Origin of the sequence: Thalassospira sp. MIT1004 (assembly GCF_001858545.1) — a bacterium.
Taxonomy (GTDB): domain Bacteria; phylum Pseudomonadota; class Alphaproteobacteria; order Rhodospirillales; family Thalassospiraceae; genus Thalassospira; species Thalassospira xiamenensis.
This window is the reverse complement of record NZ_MCAO01000043.1, coordinates 317,876-335,150: the sequence shown is the minus strand read 5'-3', so window position 1 is coordinate 335,150 and position 17,275 is coordinate 317,876. Positions and strand designations below refer to the sequence as shown.

The following is a 17,275-nucleotide window of genomic DNA, read 5'->3' as shown; positions in this document are numbered from 1 at the left end:
CGATGGTACTTTGTCTTAAGGCACGGGAGAGTAGGTCACCGCCGGGCCTTCAAAACACAGCAAATATTCCCTAATCACACAAAACATCCAGCGCCGCCTCACTCCATGATGCGGCGTTATCTATTTAACCCACCGGTTAATCATCACCCTGACGCGGGGTGGAGCAGCCCGGTAGCTCGTCAGGCTCATAACCTGAAGGCCGCAGGTTCAAATCCTGCCCCCGCAACCACTTCTGTTATAAATCGCTTCTGTGCGAGATATAACAGAGCCCTAAAGCAAAACACCCCGCTCGGCATTCCCGAGCGGGGTGTTTTGCTTCGATACGTGGATTAAACATCTAAATCAATCCACGCCATTTGTGGCGGTACGATTGAAGGCCGGGAACGGAGATGGTGGGAACGGGATCAAGTTGTCTTTGTTGCTCTGCAAATGGCCCGTTGCTGAGCATTGCGGCACCAAAGCTGGTTCCGCTGCTGTCAGGTGTGGTTAACACGGTTTGCTGTGAGCGGATTGTTGCTAGTAACTGACAAAGAACATCATTTGCGGCAAACGGACCTTCGACGATGATCGGGCCTGTGCTTTCGATCATTTCAAGGCAATAGTCCGTCATCAGCGCGCAGTAGAGTGTCGCAATCGTTTTGGCATCACACGTCAATGATCGGACGCAGGCATGCTTCCCCAAGATTGAAACCATTGCACACGAGGCGAGCCTGTCTGATCGCAAGGTGCGTCAGGCGCTTAAGCGGTTGAACGAACTTGGGTTGGTTGCCAAGCTGAGCCGGGCCGTGGGCAGACTTCGTAATCGCAACGCTTATCAGCTGATCGGTCTTAGTTCTAAACCGGCATCTGGTTCCCTCATTCCGGCATTAAACCGGCACGTGGTGCCGGTTCCAATAAGAAGAACACGGATAAAAAAGAAAACACGGATGAAAGAGAACAGGCAAATGCTGTTTCTGGAGTTGGGGCAACCGTCCTTCCTGCCGTCGATGATCAATGTTTGATTTTAGCCAGGGAGTGGCAGCGATTGTGCTCCGAACCTTGGACGTTGGCCAATGCTTGCTTGCGGGTAAATGAAGCGATTAATCGCGTTGGTATGGATGCGGTCAAGCTTGAGCTTGATGGTTTGCGACAGAAGGGGGAAAGACCTTCTAGGATTGCCATCCTTGATGCGCTGGATAGTTTGATGATGGAGCTGTCAGGTGAACTAGATGCTGCTGATATGCTTACTCAGCACGGCTTTTCGGGGCCGCCTGAATGGCAGGAAATATGCGCGATAGTTTCTCGTTCCAATGTGCCGGGATGCAGTAACCCCGGCGCCTGGTTGTCTCAGGTACAGGCAAGTATTACAGGCAAAACGATTCAGTTGGTTGCGAAAAACCGCTGTGTGCGGGATACGACCCAGCATCACCTCATGGATAGACTTAAATCCATTGCCCAGCATCAAGGATTGGGAGTTGGAATAGTTTCGTGTTTGGGGTGATTGATTGTGGGGCCTTCTGAAACTGGTCCTTAGCCATGGCGGATATATTCGGTAAAAAGAAATTAGAGCAAGGTAGTTTACTGCCTCGCTATGGCGAGCTAACCAACCTGTTCTAAGACTGTGTTAGCGTTATATTTAAGGCAGATGGTTTGATATGTTTCCGCAGAAAACCGAGCTAGTTCATTTTAGGGCAATATAGGTTTCCGGGTCGAGAGTGGTTATACGTACGGCGCATTTACAGTTCGAGAGAGACGTGAGTGCCGCCTTTAGGGCGCTAGCCAACGAACAGAGGCGATCTTTGGTGCGATCAGGGTGTGGCATGATGTGAAGTTCAATATTTACTTCGGGCTGATCTGGAATCCCTAGTACCGGAATCAGGGCGAGCTGGCATGCCTTTTCAGACACGTTTAAATGGGTGCACAAGATTTTCCGAATTTTGGGTAATGATGAATAGAATACAGTTTGGCATTCAGTCCATATTGACTGATCAATGTATAACTTTGCATTTGGCATATTTTTGGTTTTCCAATTATTCGCACGGGCGTCTTCGCGAGATAAAATTCAATAAAGAGTCTGAACCCCGGGGTCGATGACGACTTCGAGAAGGCGAGGACCACTTCCTGCCATGAACTTTGAGAACTGATCATCAAGTTCGCTTGAAGCTTCAACCCGTTGCGCAGTGCACCCCATGCCCTTGGCGAGATCAAGAAAATCAAGGTCTTGAAGCTCAATGCCGGGAACGTCCCGGACTTGCAGAATCTTACTGAAAGAGCGCATCGCGCCGTAGCCAGAATTGTTCAAAACAATAATGGCAAGGTCCAGATTGTGTTGTACTGCGGTCCATAAGGCCTGCGGCGAGTACATGAAGGATCCATCTCCGATCAGGCAGACAACCTTTTGTTCTGGCTTGGCAATACCGTAGCCAACGGCGCCCGGAAGGCCATAGCCAAGACCACCACTGGCCATGGTAAAGAATTTCCCCCACGTTTGAACTCGGACAAAGTCCTGCAAAGCAGGTCTTACCGATGGAGTTTCCTCAAACAGTACGGTATCCGGCGTCATCTCTTGTCCCAGACGATACAGGAAATAGTCAGGGAAAATATGTTCGCTAGGCTTTGGAGCTGTCGGCTGAGGACGTGAGATCGGACGCGGTTTAGGCGGGCGCCCAACGGTCAGTTCTTCGAGCAACGGTAGACTGAATTTGAGGCTGCCGACAATGCTGGTCCCAAGTGGTGCCGAGGACGCGGCATGTGTATCTGTCGTTAAGTGGATGATAGATGTGTGACTGTCTGCCAAATCGGATTCACCTGGGACGTGATAGGTGAAAACCGGTGCGCCGATGGCAACGACAAGGTCATACTCGATCAGGGTTGCAGAAACCTTGGCCGGTGCTGCAGAGAGGAAACCCGCAAACAGTTCATGGTTTTCCGGGAATGTAACCCGGGCCGCAAAGGGTGCAGCATATACGGGGGCCTGCAAGCGTTCTGCAAGTTTGACTAAGGCTTCGCCAGCACCTTCTTCGTCAATTTCCGCGCCTACAACAAATGCAACGGACTTTGCTTTCGATATCATCGCGGCAGCATCCGAAATCATGTGTGGGTCAGGCGAGGTTTCAGAAGATACCTGACGCAAAGACAGTGGTTTGCAGCGGACATTCCAGTCATCGGCTGGGACTGAAACAAAAGTCGGACCGAATGGACGTTGCATTGCTATCCGGTAGGCGTGTGCAATCGCAGCAGGGACATCTTCTGCGCGTGCCGGTTCGATACTGTATTTCACATAGGGTTTGGGAAAGTCTGCGGCATCCGTCGCACCGAGAAATGGTTGATTGGGCAAGAGCTCACGGGACTGTTGCCCGGCGATGATTACCATCGGTGCCCGGTTACGGAACGCTGTATAAACATTGCCAAGCGCATGGCCCAATCCTGCTGCAGAATGGACATTGACGAAGGCGGCCTTGCCGGTTGCCCGCGCATACCCATCGGCCATACCGACCACGGATGCTTCGTGTAGTCCAAGGACATAGTGGATATCGTCTGGCCAGCGATCAAGCATGGCAAGCTCGGTTGACCCCGGATTGCCAAAGAAAGTATCTACGCCGACAGAGCGAAAGAAATCAAAGGTCGCTTCTCTGACGGTTGTCCAGTTACCTGATTGATCAGCCTTATGTGAGGATGGCATTTATCCGCTTCCTTGGTCTGCTATGTCGTTTTGGGTGTCAGGCCGGTTGCCGAAACTGCTCCGGCAACCGGCGCTTTTGATCAGAACGGATAGTGCTGATGTGGGTCTTCAATCGTGATCCAGCGAAGTTCGGTAAATTGTTCCATGCCCTGCAGGCTGCCGAACTTGCCATAGCCGGATGCTTTAACTCCACCAAAGGGCATCTGGGCTTCGTCGGCAACCGTTGGGCCATTGATATGGCAGATACCTGATTCAATGGTTTCGGCAACGTGCATCGCCTGTGTAATGTCTGATCCGAAAACGGATGCTGACAGACCATAGGCATTGTCATTTGCAAGTTCGATGGCGTGGTCGGTATCGCGTGCACGAAGCACGGCAACGACCGGGCCGAAGCTTTCATCGCGATAGATGTCCATTGCGGGGGTTACCCGATCAACAATTGTTGCGGGCATAATGGTGCTGTCTTCGGGAACTTCCCCCGACGCGATTGTTGCCCCCTTTGTCACAGCATCATCGACGAGATGACGTACTCGATCAATAATGTCGCGATCAACCACGGAACCCAGAATGACATCCTGTTTGGTGGCATCCCCGCATGTCAGGGATTTGGCTTTGATAGCAAAGCGGCGGACAAATTCATCAGCGATGCTTTCATCGACAATAACGCGTTCGGTCGACATGCAAATTTGTCCCTGATTAAGGAAGGAGCCAAATGCTGCTGCGTTCACTGCAGCATCAATATCTGCATCATCAAGAACAATCAGTGGTGCCTTGCCACCCAGTTCGAGCAACACAGGTTTAAGGTGTTTGCCAGCCTGTTCAGCGATGATGCGACCAACGCGCGTCGATCCAGTGAAGTTAATCCGTTTGACATCTGGATGCGCGATCAGAGCCGAGACGACCTCGGGGGCGTCATCAGCGGAATGAGTGATGACATTCAGTACGCCTTTGGGAAGACCGCCGCGCTGAAATACTTCGGCAATCAGCCGGTGTGTGTGTGGACAGCGTTCCGACGCCTTTAGAACGACCGTATTCCCGCATGCGATGGCCATGACCACAGCACGCACTGCCAGAATGATCGGTGCATTCCACGGCGCCATGCCCACCAGCACGCCGACCGGACGACGCACCGACATGGCAAGCGATCCTGGCTTGTCGGTCGGAATGACTTCGCCTTTGAGCTGAGTTGTCATGGCGGCGGCTTCGCGGATCATGCCCGATGCGACTTTGACATTAAAGCCAAGCCATACCTTGGTGGCACCCGTTTCCTGTGCTGCAGTCTGCATGAAGTCTGAAACAGCGGCCTGAAATTCTTCTGCGACCTTAAGCAGAATGGCGCGACGTTCGGATGGTCCTGTTTTTGACCAGGTCTTGAAAGCGCTAGCAGCAGCTTTTACGGCACGGTCGACATCGGCACTTTTAGCTGCAGGTGCCGTTGTGACAACTTCACCTGAAACGGGGTTTTTGCGCTCGAACTGTTCGTTGTCGATTGATCGGGTCGGGGTTCCCCCGATAAGCATGTCGATATTCATTGCGGTTTCCTTCCCTGAACTGCGTAATTTTAGATGTGCAGTGTTTTATGATGGTGTCTTGTGGGGTTCTATTTTTTGGTAGGGTTTTGGCGGTTATCAGGCTTCTTTCGCCAGAACGAAATCAAACTGGGATACCCACCGTGTGGAGCCATCCGCGTTTCGTTCAAAAGGAGCGATGAGGGTTTCCTTGACACCAAAAACGGTATCGGAGGACAGATACGGGTCATCGCCAACAAAGGTATGTGTGACCAGTTTCTGATATCCCGGGGCGGTGACCATGAAATGCGTGTGGGCAGGGCGATATGGGTGTCGGCCAAGTGCAGCGAGCATCTTGCCAACTGGTCCGTCATCGGGAATGGGATAGCTTACCGGTTTGATCCCAATGAAGCTGTATTTGCCATCAGCATCAGTGATGAAAATGCCACGATTGTTCCATTTGGGTTGGCTGTCAGGTTGCTGGACATCGTAATAGCCATCGGCATTATCCGACCAGACATCGATCTTCGCCCCTTTGATCGGATTGCCATCAAGATCCAACGCCCGACCGGTAAACAGGCACGTTTCGCCTTTGCCATCCAGCGAGATGCTGTCGCCCATTTCACGTACCGGTGCGTCCCTGACGTGGAAGGGACCAAAAACGGTGTTTTCGGTCGCACCTGACGGACGCCGGTTGTTGATGGCGTCGACAAGCATCGAGACGCCAAGAACATCGCTTAGAAGAATATATTCCTGGCGCTCGTTACTGCAGATTTGTCCAGTATTGGTCAGAAACGAGATGGCAGTTTCCCATTCTTCTTCTGTCAGCTCGACTTCCTTGATGAAGGCATGAAGATGTTTGACCAACGCGGACATGACTGTTTTCAATCGTGGATCAATATCATCGCGCATGCGCGCGTTTACGGCTCCGGCTGAGTTTTCTTCGGTGAAAAAGCCAGTCATGAGGTGGTTCCCTTGTTTGGGTGAACACCGTCATAGGCATTTTGCAACAACGCACGAATTGTAAGATGTTCGATGGGGGCTGGGTTCCAATAGGGATTTTGCACAGCCAGATCTGCGACCTTGTCGAGATCGCCTTGGCTGACACCAAGGGAACGTAGATCCGTTGGTGCCCCGAGCCTTTTTGCAAAATTATACATTCCGCCACCAGCGCTGTCGCTTCCAAGAATGTTGGCAAGCGGTTTCAAGGCATTGGGAGCCGCTGCTTCGTTATAGGCCGTCGCATGCGGTAGAATGACGGCATGGGTGGCAGCATGGGGCAAATTCAGTGTGCCACCGAGTGTGTGGCAAAGTTTGTGATGTAAGGCCATTCCAACCTGTGCCAAGACAGCGCCACACGTCCATGCACCAAACAGTGTGTTTTCCCGCGCACCGAGGTCGTCTGGTGTCACGACAACTTTGGGCAAACCTGTGACAAAGGCACGAAGTCCGGAAAGGGCAAGCTCGGTCGAAAGTCTGTTGGCGTCCTTGGCATAAAGGGCTTCAACCGCGTGGGCCATGGCATTAAGGCCACTGGTTACCGTCATGGCAACCGGTAAGGTGCGCACCAACTCGGCATCATACAGGATCGCTTCTGGTTGGACTCGCTCTGATTTCAGGGTTGATTTGACCCCGTTTTCCGTCTGACCCAATACCGGAGTTGCTTCAGAACCGGCATAGGTTGTTGGTAAAACGATTTGGGGGAGGTTGGTCTGATAGGCAATGGCTTTACCAAGTCCGATGGTCGATCCCCCACCGATTGCAATCAGACAATCTGCATTAGATTTCTTGACAACTTCCAAGGCATCCTTGGTGATTTCCACCGGCGTATGCATGGTCGCGCTGGAATACAGCCCAACGGCCCTGTCCCCAAGGCTGGTGATTAATTTCTCACCCTGATCGACTTGTTCCGGGGTGGTCAGAACCAGTGCTCGATTGCCACCAATAGCATCGAGTTCCGGGTTAAGGTTAAGACGACCACCTGTTTGAAACCGTACCTGGACGGGTTTACCTTTTGGGTCGAACCCAACGTTGAACACTGCCATGGATCAGACCGCCTTTTTCTGAAAACCGGCGACATTGCGATATCCTGATGCAATCTGTTCGAGTTCTTCCGGTGTGATCAGGTCTTCGATTTTGTCATCTGGGCCAGTTACGCGGGAAGCGGCAATATCAAGCACCCTTTCAGGGCCGCCTTCACGGTTGCTTAGAACAACATTGGCTGTGGCAGGACGACGGATGTTTTCATAGGCAAGGAGGCCGTCCGGATGGTTGTTTTCGGCAAGGCATTCAGCAAGCATATGGGCGTCAAGAATGGCCTGGCTCGCGCCGTTTGCACCAATCGGGTACATCGGATGGGCTGCATCGCCCATCAGGGTCACGCGTCCATCCGTCCAGAAATCAAGTGGGTCACGGTCCACCATCGGAAACTCGGTGACGGTTTCGGTTGCTTCCATGATGGCAGCACAATTCATGTCACTCATCTGGAATTCGCGGAACGGCGTGATGTAGTCAATTGTCGCGCCACGTGTCCAATCGGCATCGTCAATATGCCGCGGGCTACTGTGGCGCAGTTCTGCAACCCAGTTTGTCAGCGCCTTGCCCTGTTTGCGGAATTTCTCGCTGATCGGATAGGTGACGAATTTTACATCGTGATCCCCGGCAATGACCATGGTTTTGCCATCGCCGATCATGTCCATTTCAACTGCACCACGGAACATCATGGTGCCTTCGTATTTCAGCGGGCCTTCGTTCGGATGCATCTGCTGTCGGGTCGTTGAACGTAACCCTTCGGCGCTAATCAGAAAATCTGCGGTGAATTCCGAACCGTCTTCGAATAGAACCGTGACAGCGTCGTTATCCTGACGATAGCCCGTAACGGGTTTGCCTGTTTCAACAGAGCCCGGACCGACGCGGTTGTGAACTTCGGAAAGCAACAGGAACTGTAACGCACCGCGATGGATGGAATATTGTGGTGCAGGAAATCCTGCTTCGATGCAGCGCGGGTCGGATTGAATGACGTGGCCGTATTTGGTCCGGTATTCGATGCAGCGGGTACGAATGCCCGTAAAGTCGAGCTTCTCGCCCAAGCCAAGGTCATGCAGCAATTTTGACGAATGAGGCATGACATTGATGCCAACACCAAGCGGTCTGATTTCGTGGACAGCCTCAAAAACTTTCACATCGAAGCCTTTGCGATGTAAATAGAGTGCTGCTGTCAGGCCACCGATACCTGCCCCGGCAATTGCGATGCTTGTCATAATTGTCCTCCCGATTTTCCTTGGTTCTCCTTGCTTCGCGCGGCATGCAATGCAAGGTCTCCTATATTTGTTGCCGCAATTGTTCAGTATTCCTATGTTGTGAACAAGCCACGCACAGGACTTAAAATTTCAATTTTTCAACATTTGGATGTTTCATGACGCAAACGCATCTTGATCGGGAACGTTATGTTTTGGGGGACCCGTCAGATCATGTGGGTTTTCTGAACTGTGAGCGTATTGTCGAACGGAGTCATATTCATGGATGGTCGGTCGAGCCGCATTATCACGAAGGCCTTGCACAAATGTTTGTGTTTGGTGCAGGCGCCGTCAAGGGTCAGATTGACTATCTGTCTCACGATATTGTCGGCCCGGCATTGGTGTGGTTGCCCGCACTTTGCAGCCATGCCTTCGATTATCAGGTTGGGATGGAGGGGTGGGTTATAACCGTTCCGACAATTGATGTGATGCGTGTTGCCAGAGATACCGGCTGGGCCCAGAAATGGATTAGCAAACCTCAGTTGCTTGTCGGGGCATTGCACCAGGAACTTCTGGATGATTCTGTGGCGATGGCCTTGCAAGTTGAGAAGGAACATCGAAAATTCGACGAAGAACGTAACTTTGCTTTGGAATCTTTGTTCACGCTTCTTCTGGTTAAGTTAAACCGGGGATTGTCGGTTAAGCCGGACTACAGTGAGCAATCTTCGGGTCGGCAACAGCAGCTTGTGAATCGGTTTCAGTCGCTGCTGGAGCAGAATGAAACAAACAGGTTTTCCGTCAATGAATACGCACACAAGCTTTCCGTAACCACGACCCATCTGAGCAGAACGATAAAAATTGTGACTGGCAAAACAGCTGGTGAGATGATCAGCGACAGGTTGTTGCTCGCGGCGAAGCGCAAGCTTGTCTTCTCGGACCTACCAATCTCGGAAATCGCATATATGCTGGAATTTTCAAGCCCCTCATATTTTACCCGTTTCTTCGTTGCGCAAACAGGTGAAACCCCAAAGCAGTTTCGCAGAAGGATGAGGGAGCAGTATAGCCATAGCGTTGATCAGTTCAGAAAGTGACGTCCAGCTCAATCGGGATAATAGGCGGAATTTTGCCGTTTTACCTATGTCTTCGTTGGGGAGGAAGCTATTGCAGGGAAGTCAAAGTCAGCAGTGCATGTACGCAGGCGATCCGACTTGTTTCCAGCTTTGTTGGTAACGACTGTAAGTTTGAGAATGACCTGACGTAACAGGTTTACCGCGCTAGGATCACGAGACCATACAGCAAGTCTGGCCACTAGGCGGTGTTTACATTCATTGACAACATCTGAGCGCGGCGACGAGGTTTAGGAACCCCATATAGTTTCTGGCAAGTTTGTCATAACGGGTTGCAATACGCCTGAGGTTTTTGATTTTGCTGAAGAAACGTTCAATCATATTGCACTCTTTGTAAAGTTCTCGGTCGAAAGGCCTCCATTGTGCTGTTGTGGTTCGACGGGGTACGACAGGTTTTGCTCCGGTCGTGGCGATAGCGTTCATGGCGCGTTGACCGTCATAACCTTTGTCCGCCAGCACATAATTTGCCTTCAAACCTTCGAGAAGACCTTCGATTTGGGTGATGTCGTTGCGCTCACCACCCGTCAGGATGAAACGTACTGGATTGCCCAAGGCATCGGTGGCTGCATGGACTTTGGTGCTCAGTCCACCTTTGGACCGTCCCAGCGCGTGAGCTTCAAACCGATCTTCGGATTGATCGCTTTTTTTGGGGCACCTGCGCTGTGCTGGTGAGCGCGCACGATAGTGCTGTCGACCAGGATATACTCAAAGTCGGCATCATCGCTCAACGCTTTGAAAAGATCTTCCCAAGCCCCTTTGCGACACCAGCGATTGAAACGCTGGTAAACCGTGTGCCAGCGACCAAACTCCTTGGGCAGAACACGCCAATGTGCCCCTGAGCGCGCCAGCCACAGGACCGCCTCCACGAACAGGCGGTTATCCTGCCCCGTTCGTCCGGGGTCTGTTGCTTTGCCCGGTAACAGTGGAGCCATCCGATCTCAAAGTGCGTCACTCAGTTCCTGTCGATCCATTCATGCTGACCTCCATACAGCCAGAATCTTGAATCATATTCTCGGCTAAATGGAAATCCTGAATGTAAACACCGCCTAGATATCGGAGGGCAATTTCCTGAAAGTATTACTCTTTCTATGCTATTTGATATTCACTCAGTCCTTTTCAAAAAAAACTATCAGTAAAACCCTTTGTTGAACAGGCTAAGCGGTTTGTTGCTCGTTGCGAGCAACGCATCTATACAGCAAAAATTGTTATCGGATGATGCTGTCCATTAAATTATAGAGCTGTTGAGCGACAGTGAAGCTGTTATCTTGGTGTTGACGAAGACAAAATAGTTCCGCACTCCACCAGCCCTTGTAGCCGGTTGCCTTAACCGCATTGGTCCAGTGTTTAAGGTTGATCACACCCTGGCCAATTGGCACATCGCGTAAGACAGGTTCGATCGGGATGCCACCCGGATAGGGATTTGAATCGCAAAAATGCACTCCGTAAATTAGTGATTTATCGATTTTGGCAACCATATCGGGCGTGTCCCCAGAAACATAGCAATGCCAATAATCGATGACGATACGTACATTTTCGCGCGCAGAACGGTCGATAATTTCCAACTGATCAGCAAGGCGATTAACCGGTGACCAGCCCAGTGCCTCCAGGTACAAAACCAGCCCATACGGGGCAGCAAGGTCAGCCAGTTTTTGCAGATTGGCGGCACAAAGCGCGATCTGGTCTTTGTGATCCAGCCTTAAAAACGCATGATCCTGGTGCAGGGCAGGCTGATTTTGGTAATCAAGAACCTGCTGCACATCAAGCGGACCGGTTAAAATCTGTACGCCTTTAGCACCAGCCATCGCGGCCATGTTAAAAAGCTTTTCCGCATCCGCAAACAGGCCGGCTGCTTGGGGGTCACTGTGTTCGATATCGGGCAAATAGCCTAGGCCGGGGCAATCAAGGCCATCCAGGTAAGATCGCAAATCATCCTGCGTCAGGCCGGCAGCCAAAAATGCATCAAGTTTCGTTGCCGAAAGTTCCAGCCCGTCAAACCCGACCTGGCGTGCAATGACAGTATCCATAACAAAGGTCGCATGTCGGGCGACGGTTGGATGAAGGATTAGTTTCTGCACGTTTGCGGACATGATCGATATTCCTTTTGATGCAAATGGCAAGCGTGCGCCAGCCGTTAAATCTGCACCGATTTTTCGGGGAAACAGGCTGACAGGCAATTGCGCAATCCGTTTTTATAAAGCGCAAACTGACGCAATTGCGCAAAATGTCTGTTTCAATGCTCCATCTCGGAGGCAAATTGTAGGGGCAAATACGCGAACTTTATTGACGGATACAAAATTGTCGCAAGCTGTGCGTCACTTCGCGCCAATGCTTATTGCCCTGCGAAATTGAATACATTCAGGTCTCTGATATTTTCGCTCGATACCTGCGGCGAAATGGGGGGCTTTGATGCATCTATTGCACCTTATTGCGCGTTGTAGGCCGGAACAATTAGGGGAACGGCGATGGAAATGGCAGATTATATTATTGTTGGTGGCGGTTCGACAGGCTGTGTAATTGCATCGCGCCTGTCAGAAAACGCTGATTGCGGCGTTGTTCTGCTTGAAGAAGGTCCGCGCGATTTTAACCCCTATATCCATATTCCCGGTGCCTATTACAAAACCGCGCAGGGCCGCCTGTTAAAACGCTATAACTGGCAACCAACCGCCGATCAGGCCCGCGATGATGACCCGACAATGGTGCAGGCGAGTGTGCTGGGTGGGGGCAGTTCGGTAAATGCCATGATCTATATTCGTGGCAACCCCGCCGATTATGATGGTTGGGCACAGGCCGGCGCAGAAGGCTGGGGCTATGATGATGTGTTGCCCTATTTCAAAAAGGCCGAAAACAATAACCGCTTTTGCAATGATGTCCACGGCACGGACGGGCCACTTGGCGTTTCCGATATTGACCATATCCACCCCTTAACCCGCGCCTGGCTTTTGGCGTGCCAGCAAAATGGCATGCCCTTTAACCCCGATTTCAATTCAGGCGACCCGGCGGGCTGCGGGCTTTATCAAATAACCGCGCGCCATGGCCGACGTAGCAGTGCGGCAAGTGCCTATTTAAAACCGGCACGCAACCGCAAAAACCTGACGGTTCAAACAGGCGCACGCGTTTGCAAAATCATTTGTGAAAAAGGCCGTGCCACGGGTATTGAATATGTCATGAACGGCAAAACCCGCATCATGCGCGCCCGCCACGAAGTGATTATTTCCGCCGGTGCAATTGCCAGCCCCAAACTTTTGATGACATCGGGTATTGGTGCGGCCGGTGCCCTTGAGAAACACGGCATCAAGGTTTTGGCCGATGTGCCCGGCGTCGGGCAGAACCTGCAAGACCATATTGAAATGTCGCTGATCTATCAGCTTAACGGGCCGCATAGTTACGACAAGTACAAAAAGCTGCACTGGAAGGCGCTGGCGGGTTTAAACTACCTGTTATTCAAAGGCGGGCCTGCATCCTCGAACCTGATAGAAGGGGGCGGTTTCTGGTGGGCAAACCGGGAGGAATCCATGCCCGACATGCAATATTTTATGGTTGTTGGCGCCGGCATTGAAGAAGGTGTCGATGCCGTACCTGGTGGCAATGGCTGCACCATCAATCTGGGCCAGATCCGCCCGCGATCGCGTGGCGAGGTAACATTGCAATCGGCCGATCCGCAAACACCGCCACGCATTTCGCCCAATTATTTGGCGGATCCCTATGATCTGGAAACCCTGACGGACGGGGGCCTGTATGCCATTGAAATTATGGAACAACCCGCCATTCGCAAATATTTGCAACAGCGGCATGTACCGGATATGAAAATTCGCACCCGTGCTGATTTCAGAACATTCTGCCAAAATACGGCCCATGCTGCCCTGCACCCAGCTGGTACCTGCAAAATGGGGCAGGATGAAATGGCCGTTGTCACACCTGACCTTAAAGTACGCGGGACTGACGGGTTACGGGTTGCCGATGCCTCCATCATGCCGAACCTGATTTCGGGGAACCCAAATGCGGTTTGCATCATGGTTGGCGAGAAGGCGTCTGATCTGATTTTGGGTGAAAAAGCCATCTAATATTAAAGGCACTGCGTTCACCAGATGCTAACGCATGGTGGCGCAGTGCCCCAAAATTCAGACCAGTATTTCAATCAGGATATTCCCCGGTGCGGTAAATACCGCTTCGTAATAACCATCACCCGTATGGCGTGGCCCCTTAACATCAAATCCGGCGCGGGCGAGTTCGCTTGCTTTGTCGTTAACCGCCAATTCACTACCCAGCGATATGGCAATATGCGACCAGCCTTCAAATTCATAGTCCTGAATCTGGTTAACCCACGGCCCGGTCATCAGCTCAATCCGGCCGCCTTTTTCCAGACTGACAAAGATGGATTGATAACCGGGGCGGTTTTGGCTGCTATAGACTGCTGATATTTGCGCCCCGAAATATTGCTGCCAAAATGCTGCCGATGCCGCCAAATCCCGCGTCCATAACGCGACATGTTCGATATAGGCCATCATCAACCCGCCAACTGCGCAGCAGCCTTGCTGGCCAGTTTGCGCACGCGATTTGCGGCATCTGCCAACCGCTGTGCTGGCAGGTCGCCATTTTCGACAGCTTGGCAGATACGGGTATTTAACGCGCGCAAATCATTGGCTGCTGATAACAACAATAAATCAGACCCGGCCTTTAAGGCCGCAATGGCCGCACCGGGCACATCAAAACGATCCCGCAGGGTAGCTGGCGCATCAAGATCGTCGCTAACGACAAGCCCGGAAAAACCCAGTTTTTTCAACGCCGATATCGTCGGTTCCGATAAGGAAGATGGCAGATCAGCATCCATCGCCGGGACAAGGGCAGGGCCAGTCATAATAGCACGCGGGCCCGCCGCAATGACCCCGGCAAAAACCGATATCGCCCGGTCAATATCATCCTTGCTGGCAACGACGGTGGCAATATCTGCTGCCGGGTCGCCATCAATATCGGGGTGGCCGGGGAAATGCTTTGCCACGGTGATAATCCCTGCCGCTTCACCCCCCTTGATAAAGGCACTGGCAATGCGGGTGGTATTTGCCGGGTCATCAGCCAGTGCGCGGCCCTGAAGCCATGGGTTGTTGCCGGTTATCACATCAACGACTGGCGATAAAAACATGGTCACGCCCAATGCTCGGGCGGCCTTTGCCATTGTAAGTGTGGAGGTGTAAATTTCGTCATCGGTCATGGCCAGAAGTGCGTCACGGCCCGGTATTTGCGGCACCATACCATGCAAGCGTAAAATTCCGGCCGGTTCCTGATCAAGGGCAATGATCGCACCGCCCGCCTTTTTATGTATCAGCGATGCAAAGGCAGCAAAATCCGCCGCTGTTTCGGACTGACAGCGCCTTTCCGACATTTTGCGGGCAACATATTCAGCACGGTTTTCCCCCAAAAGCAGGGTTTTGCCGCCTTCGGCAAAATACTGTTCCAGGGCGGGTGTCAGTTCCAGATTATCGATCGCCGGCAATAAAACGGCATTGGCATCCAGGACAAGCTGGCTCATAGGGTCCTCGTTTCAGGATTTGGGTTTGCGGGCCAGATACGGCCCTAACAGGGCGGAAAGGGGCTTATCAGGGCTTATGGACTGCGCCAGTGCATAGGCGTCATCCGCCCCGATAAAGGGAACCAGCCCGTTTGCAATGGTGTCGGGATGTTCCAGCACGCCGCGCGACCGGCCAAGGTTAACAACAAGCCCGTCAATGCATTGCTTTGCCAGTGTTTTCATCGCCTTTGTCAGCATGCCCGTCGCGCCGAGCAACGAATGGGCCAGCATTGGTTCAAACGGGTTTCGCTGCAATTGCCCGGCTTCGGCGGCCAGGCTGATAGCAACGTCGCTACCGATAATCTGAAAGGCAACCTGGTTAACCATTTCGGGGATCACCGGGTTTATTTTACCGGGAATTTGCGGTGAACCTGCCTGCACCGGCGGAAGCGACAATTCACCAATACCCCCATTCGGTCCGCTGGCAAGCAGGCGCAAATCATTGCAAATCTTTGATAATGTAATCGCCTGGCGCTTTAACCCCGCTGAAAGCCCGACAAGGTCGGACATATTCCATGCCGCCGCCACCAGATCATGCGCTGGCATCAGTGACAGGCTGGTAAGAGTTTCAAGTTCTTTGATCACAGCGTGGGTAAATGCCGGTTGATCGCTCAGCGATGACCCGGCAATGGTGCCGCCAAGATTGATCTGCGAAAGCCCGGCGCGCATTGCCAGCGTGTTTTCAAGATCATGTAACAGGACATGCGAAAAGGCGGCAAATTCCTCGCCTATTTTCATGGGCACGGCATCCATCAAATGGGTACGTGCCAGTTTCAAATCATCCTTGAAAGCCAGGCCTTTGGCGGCAAAACTTTCGGTAAGGCCGGAAACGGCATTTTCAAGCTCGGCCAGTTCAAATAACAGGGCAATGCGCAAGGCCGTACTATGCACATCAGTTGTTGATTGCGACAGATTAACATCATCAACCGGGTGTAAATGTTCATAATTGCCACAGGTATAACCCAGCAATTCCAGCCCGCGATTGGCGATGATTTCGTTTAAATTCATATGGCTGGAGGTGCCACCCCCGCCCTGAAAGACATCGACAATCAAATGCCGGGCATGCTGGCCTGCCAAAAGTTCGTCGCACACCCGGCCAATAACATCGGCCTTCTCATCGGCCAACAGGCCCAACCGGTTATTGGCAATGGCAGCGGCCTTTTTAACCAGGGCAAAGGCCTTAACCAGCGGGCGCAAACTTGCCAGCGTTGTGCCCGAAACATTGAAATTTTCCGATGCGCGCAGGCTGTGAATACCATAAAGCGCATCTCGCGGAATTTTGCGGCTGCCCAGCGCATCGGTTTCCAGGCGCACCCAGCTTCGATCTGGCTCCATCACCGTTTTCCTGCATTTGCTATCGGCAGGCCCAAATTGACTCTGCCGGAATGATCACTACGGTAAATCAGCCTCTGGGATGCAGTTCGATTGCCAGCCAGACAGAGTCGGTATCGGCGTAATAACGATGCCAGGGATAGGTCCATTCATTTTCACCCGTAACCCGGCAAAACGGATCATGTGAATAGCCCGCAGGCATTAAAACATCTTCGTAAAGTGTGCTTTCATCGCGGGTGGCAAATTTTTGCATACGGCCAAGGCCATGAATTTGCGTATGAACTTCCAAAAACGGATGTTCATTATGAATGAAGCAATCCGTATCACCCGGCGACCACCACAGATTAAGTTTTAAGTCAAATTCCTGCGGGGCTGTCGAATCGCGCCGTTCATTGGTAAACACAAACGGGTCGGTAACGACGCTGCCGATATGGTCCTGCGGGGAAATATAAAGCGGTGTATCGCGCGGAAAACTGCGAATGCGGTTTCCCAGCCAGTCCCAGTCACGCAGGCCAACACCACCCAGATTGGTGCGTTTGACAACCTTGATCACGGCCGCACGTTCACCAGACTTGATCACGCCCCCCTTAAGCCAGGTCGATTTCCATGCCGGAACAATTGCCGGGTGGTCCGTGCCCGTAATCATCGGGGCAGGTGACAGGTTGATAACAACCCCATCCTCAACATGATAATCACAAGGATTATCAATAAGCTGTGCCGTGATGAATTCGTCGTGAAAGGCGAGGTTGCGGACTTCATTCGTCATGATTCAATGCCTGTCGGTTTCCGTTAAGTTGCCGATAGCAAACCATCTAATTTCGACGCAGGCCAGTTCGCGATAAAAGCAA

The 17,275-nt window shown here is 52.1% G+C and carries 16 protein-coding genes and 1 tRNA gene; 5 read left to right on the top strand and 12 right to left on the bottom strand.

Features of this window, described 5'->3' with window-relative positions:
- The first annotated feature begins 152 nt into the window (after positions 1-152).
- Positions 153-229 (top strand) — tRNA-Met (locus BC440_RS17465).
- A gap of 108 nt (positions 230-337) precedes the next feature.
- Here BC440_RS17465 and BC440_RS17460 read toward each other — a convergent pair.
- Complete coding sequence (locus tag BC440_RS17460) at positions 338-589, bottom strand: hypothetical protein (RefSeq protein ID WP_083379417.1); 252 nt, start codon at positions 587-589, stop codon at positions 338-340.
- 49 nt (positions 590-638) lie between these two features.
- Between BC440_RS17460 and BC440_RS23570 the strand changes: the two genes are divergently transcribed.
- Positions 639-1,001 (top strand): helix-turn-helix domain-containing protein, encoded by a 363-nt coding sequence (locus BC440_RS23570; protein ID WP_230729402.1) that lies wholly within the window; start codon positions 639-641, stop codon positions 999-1,001.
- A gap of 23 nt (positions 1,002-1,024) precedes the next feature.
- A complete protein-coding gene (locus tag BC440_RS23565) occupies positions 1,025-1,480 on the top strand; it encodes a hypothetical protein (RefSeq protein WP_230729404.1) in 456 nt (151 codons plus the stop codon).
- A gap of 561 nt (positions 1,481-2,041) precedes the next feature.
- On the opposite strand, the gene mdlC is transcribed toward BC440_RS23565, so the two are convergent.
- The 5 genes from mdlC to BC440_RS17430 all read right to left on the bottom strand — a co-directional run bounded on the left by mdlC (position 2,042) and on the right by BC440_RS17430 (position 8,429).
- Positions 2,042-3,661 (bottom strand): benzoylformate decarboxylase, encoded by a 1,620-nt coding sequence (mdlC, locus tag BC440_RS17450; protein WP_071240755.1) that lies wholly within the window; start codon positions 3,659-3,661, stop codon positions 2,042-2,044.
- A gap of 80 nt (positions 3,662-3,741) precedes the next feature.
- Entirely contained in the window at positions 3,742-5,193 is a 1,452-nt protein-coding gene (locus BC440_RS17445; protein WP_071240754.1) for an aldehyde dehydrogenase, read from the bottom strand.
- Between the two features lie 96 nt (positions 5,194-5,289).
- Complete coding sequence (locus BC440_RS17440; RefSeq protein WP_071240753.1) at positions 5,290-6,132, bottom strand: dioxygenase; 843 nt, start codon at positions 6,130-6,132, stop codon at positions 5,290-5,292.
- Positions 6,129-7,214, bottom strand: a complete 1,086-nt coding sequence (locus tag BC440_RS17435) for a maleylacetate reductase (RefSeq protein ID WP_071240752.1) — start codon at positions 7,212-7,214, stop codon at positions 6,129-6,131. Before BC440_RS17435 ends, BC440_RS17440 begins: the two co-directional genes overlap by 4 nt.
- Before the next feature lie 3 nt (positions 7,215-7,217).
- Positions 7,218-8,429 carry an FAD-dependent monooxygenase gene (locus tag BC440_RS17430; protein ID WP_071240751.1) on the bottom strand — a complete coding sequence of 404 codons (1,212 nt, stop codon included), beginning with the start codon at positions 8,427-8,429 and terminating at the stop codon, positions 7,218-7,220.
- Between the two features lie 155 nt (positions 8,430-8,584).
- On the opposite strand from BC440_RS17430, the gene BC440_RS17425 reads away from it, so the two are divergent.
- Positions 8,585-9,496, top strand: a complete 912-nt coding sequence (locus BC440_RS17425; RefSeq protein ID WP_071240750.1) for an AraC family transcriptional regulator — start codon at positions 8,585-8,587, stop codon at positions 9,494-9,496.
- Positions 9,497-9,730: 234 nt separating this feature from the next.
- Here BC440_RS17425 and BC440_RS22480 read toward each other — a convergent pair.
- Positions 9,731-10,464 (bottom strand): IS5 family transposase gene (locus BC440_RS22480; RefSeq protein ID WP_230729406.1). Its coding sequence is split into 2 segments (ribosomal slippage): positions 9,731-10,186 and positions 10,189-10,464, totalling 732 coding nucleotides; the frame shifts between segments, so codons are not numbered across the junction.
- A 273-nt stretch (positions 10,465-10,737) separates the two neighbouring features.
- Entirely contained in the window at positions 10,738-11,706 is a 969-nt protein-coding gene (locus BC440_RS17410; RefSeq protein ID WP_210766370.1) for a sugar phosphate isomerase/epimerase family protein, read from the bottom strand.
- Positions 11,707-12,000: 294 nt separating this feature from the next.
- Between BC440_RS17410 and BC440_RS17405 the strand changes: the two genes are divergently transcribed.
- On the top strand, positions 12,001-13,593 hold the full coding sequence (locus BC440_RS17405) for a GMC family oxidoreductase N-terminal domain-containing protein (RefSeq protein WP_175484505.1): 1,593 nt from the start codon (positions 12,001-12,003) through the stop codon (positions 13,591-13,593).
- Positions 13,594-13,650: 57 nt separating this feature from the next.
- Here the strand turns inward: BC440_RS17405 and BC440_RS17400 are convergent, their stop codons facing one another.
- The 4 genes from BC440_RS17400 to BC440_RS17385 form a co-directional block, all read right to left on the bottom strand.
- Positions 13,651-14,037, bottom strand: coding sequence for a VOC family protein (locus BC440_RS17400; protein WP_210766369.1), 387 nt, complete (start codon positions 14,035-14,037; stop codon positions 13,651-13,653).
- A complete protein-coding gene (locus tag BC440_RS17395; protein ID WP_071240746.1) occupies positions 14,037-15,056 on the bottom strand; it encodes a glycoside hydrolase family 3 N-terminal domain-containing protein in 1,020 nt (339 codons plus the stop codon). The genes BC440_RS17400 and BC440_RS17395 overlap by 1 nt, the downstream gene beginning before the upstream one ends.
- A gap of 12 nt (positions 15,057-15,068) precedes the next feature.
- On the bottom strand, positions 15,069-16,430 hold the full coding sequence (locus BC440_RS17390) for an aspartate ammonia-lyase (protein WP_071240745.1): 1,362 nt from the start codon (positions 16,428-16,430) through the stop codon (positions 15,069-15,071).
- Between the two features lie 67 nt (positions 16,431-16,497).
- Positions 16,498-17,193, bottom strand: a complete 696-nt coding sequence (locus BC440_RS17385; RefSeq protein ID WP_071240744.1) for a hypothetical protein — start codon at positions 17,191-17,193, stop codon at positions 16,498-16,500.
- Positions 17,194-17,275 lie beyond the last annotated feature (82 nt).

Coding starts and splice junctions, on each gene's coding strand:
- BC440_RS17390 (WP_071240745.1), bottom strand. CDS start 16,430: ATGGAGCCAGATCGAAGCTGGGTGCGCCTGGAAACCGATGCGCTGGGC.
- BC440_RS17460 (WP_083379417.1), bottom strand. CDS start 589: ATGATCGAAAGCACAGGCCCGATCATCGTCGAAGGTCCGTTTGCCGCA.
- BC440_RS17425 (WP_071240750.1), top strand. CDS start 8,585: ATGACGCAAACGCATCTTGATCGGGAACGTTATGTTTTGGGGGACCCG.
- BC440_RS17440 (WP_071240753.1), bottom strand. CDS start 6,132: ATGACTGGCTTTTTCACCGAAGAAAACTCAGCCGGAGCCGTAAACGCG.
- BC440_RS17430 (WP_071240751.1), bottom strand. CDS start 8,429: ATGACAAGCATCGCAATTGCCGGGGCAGGTATCGGTGGCCTGACAGCA.
- mdlC (WP_071240755.1), bottom strand. CDS start 3,661: ATGCCATCCTCACATAAGGCTGATCAATCAGGTAACTGGACAACCGTC.
- BC440_RS17405 (WP_175484505.1), top strand. CDS start 12,001: ATGGCAGATTATATTATTGTTGGTGGCGGTTCGACAGGCTGTGTAATT.
- BC440_RS17435 (WP_071240752.1), bottom strand. CDS start 7,214: ATGGCAGTGTTCAACGTTGGGTTCGACCCAAAAGGTAAACCCGTCCAG.
- BC440_RS17445 (WP_071240754.1), bottom strand. CDS start 5,193: ATGAATATCGACATGCTTATCGGGGGAACCCCGACCCGATCAATCGAC.
- BC440_RS17385 (WP_071240744.1), bottom strand. CDS start 17,193: ATGACGAATGAAGTCCGCAACCTCGCCTTTCACGACGAATTCATCACG.
- BC440_RS17395 (WP_071240746.1), bottom strand. CDS start 15,056: ATGAGCCAGCTTGTCCTGGATGCCAATGCCGTTTTATTGCCGGCGATC.
- BC440_RS17400 (WP_210766369.1), bottom strand. CDS start 14,037: ATGATGGCCTATATCGAACATGTCGCGTTATGGACGCGGGATTTGGCG.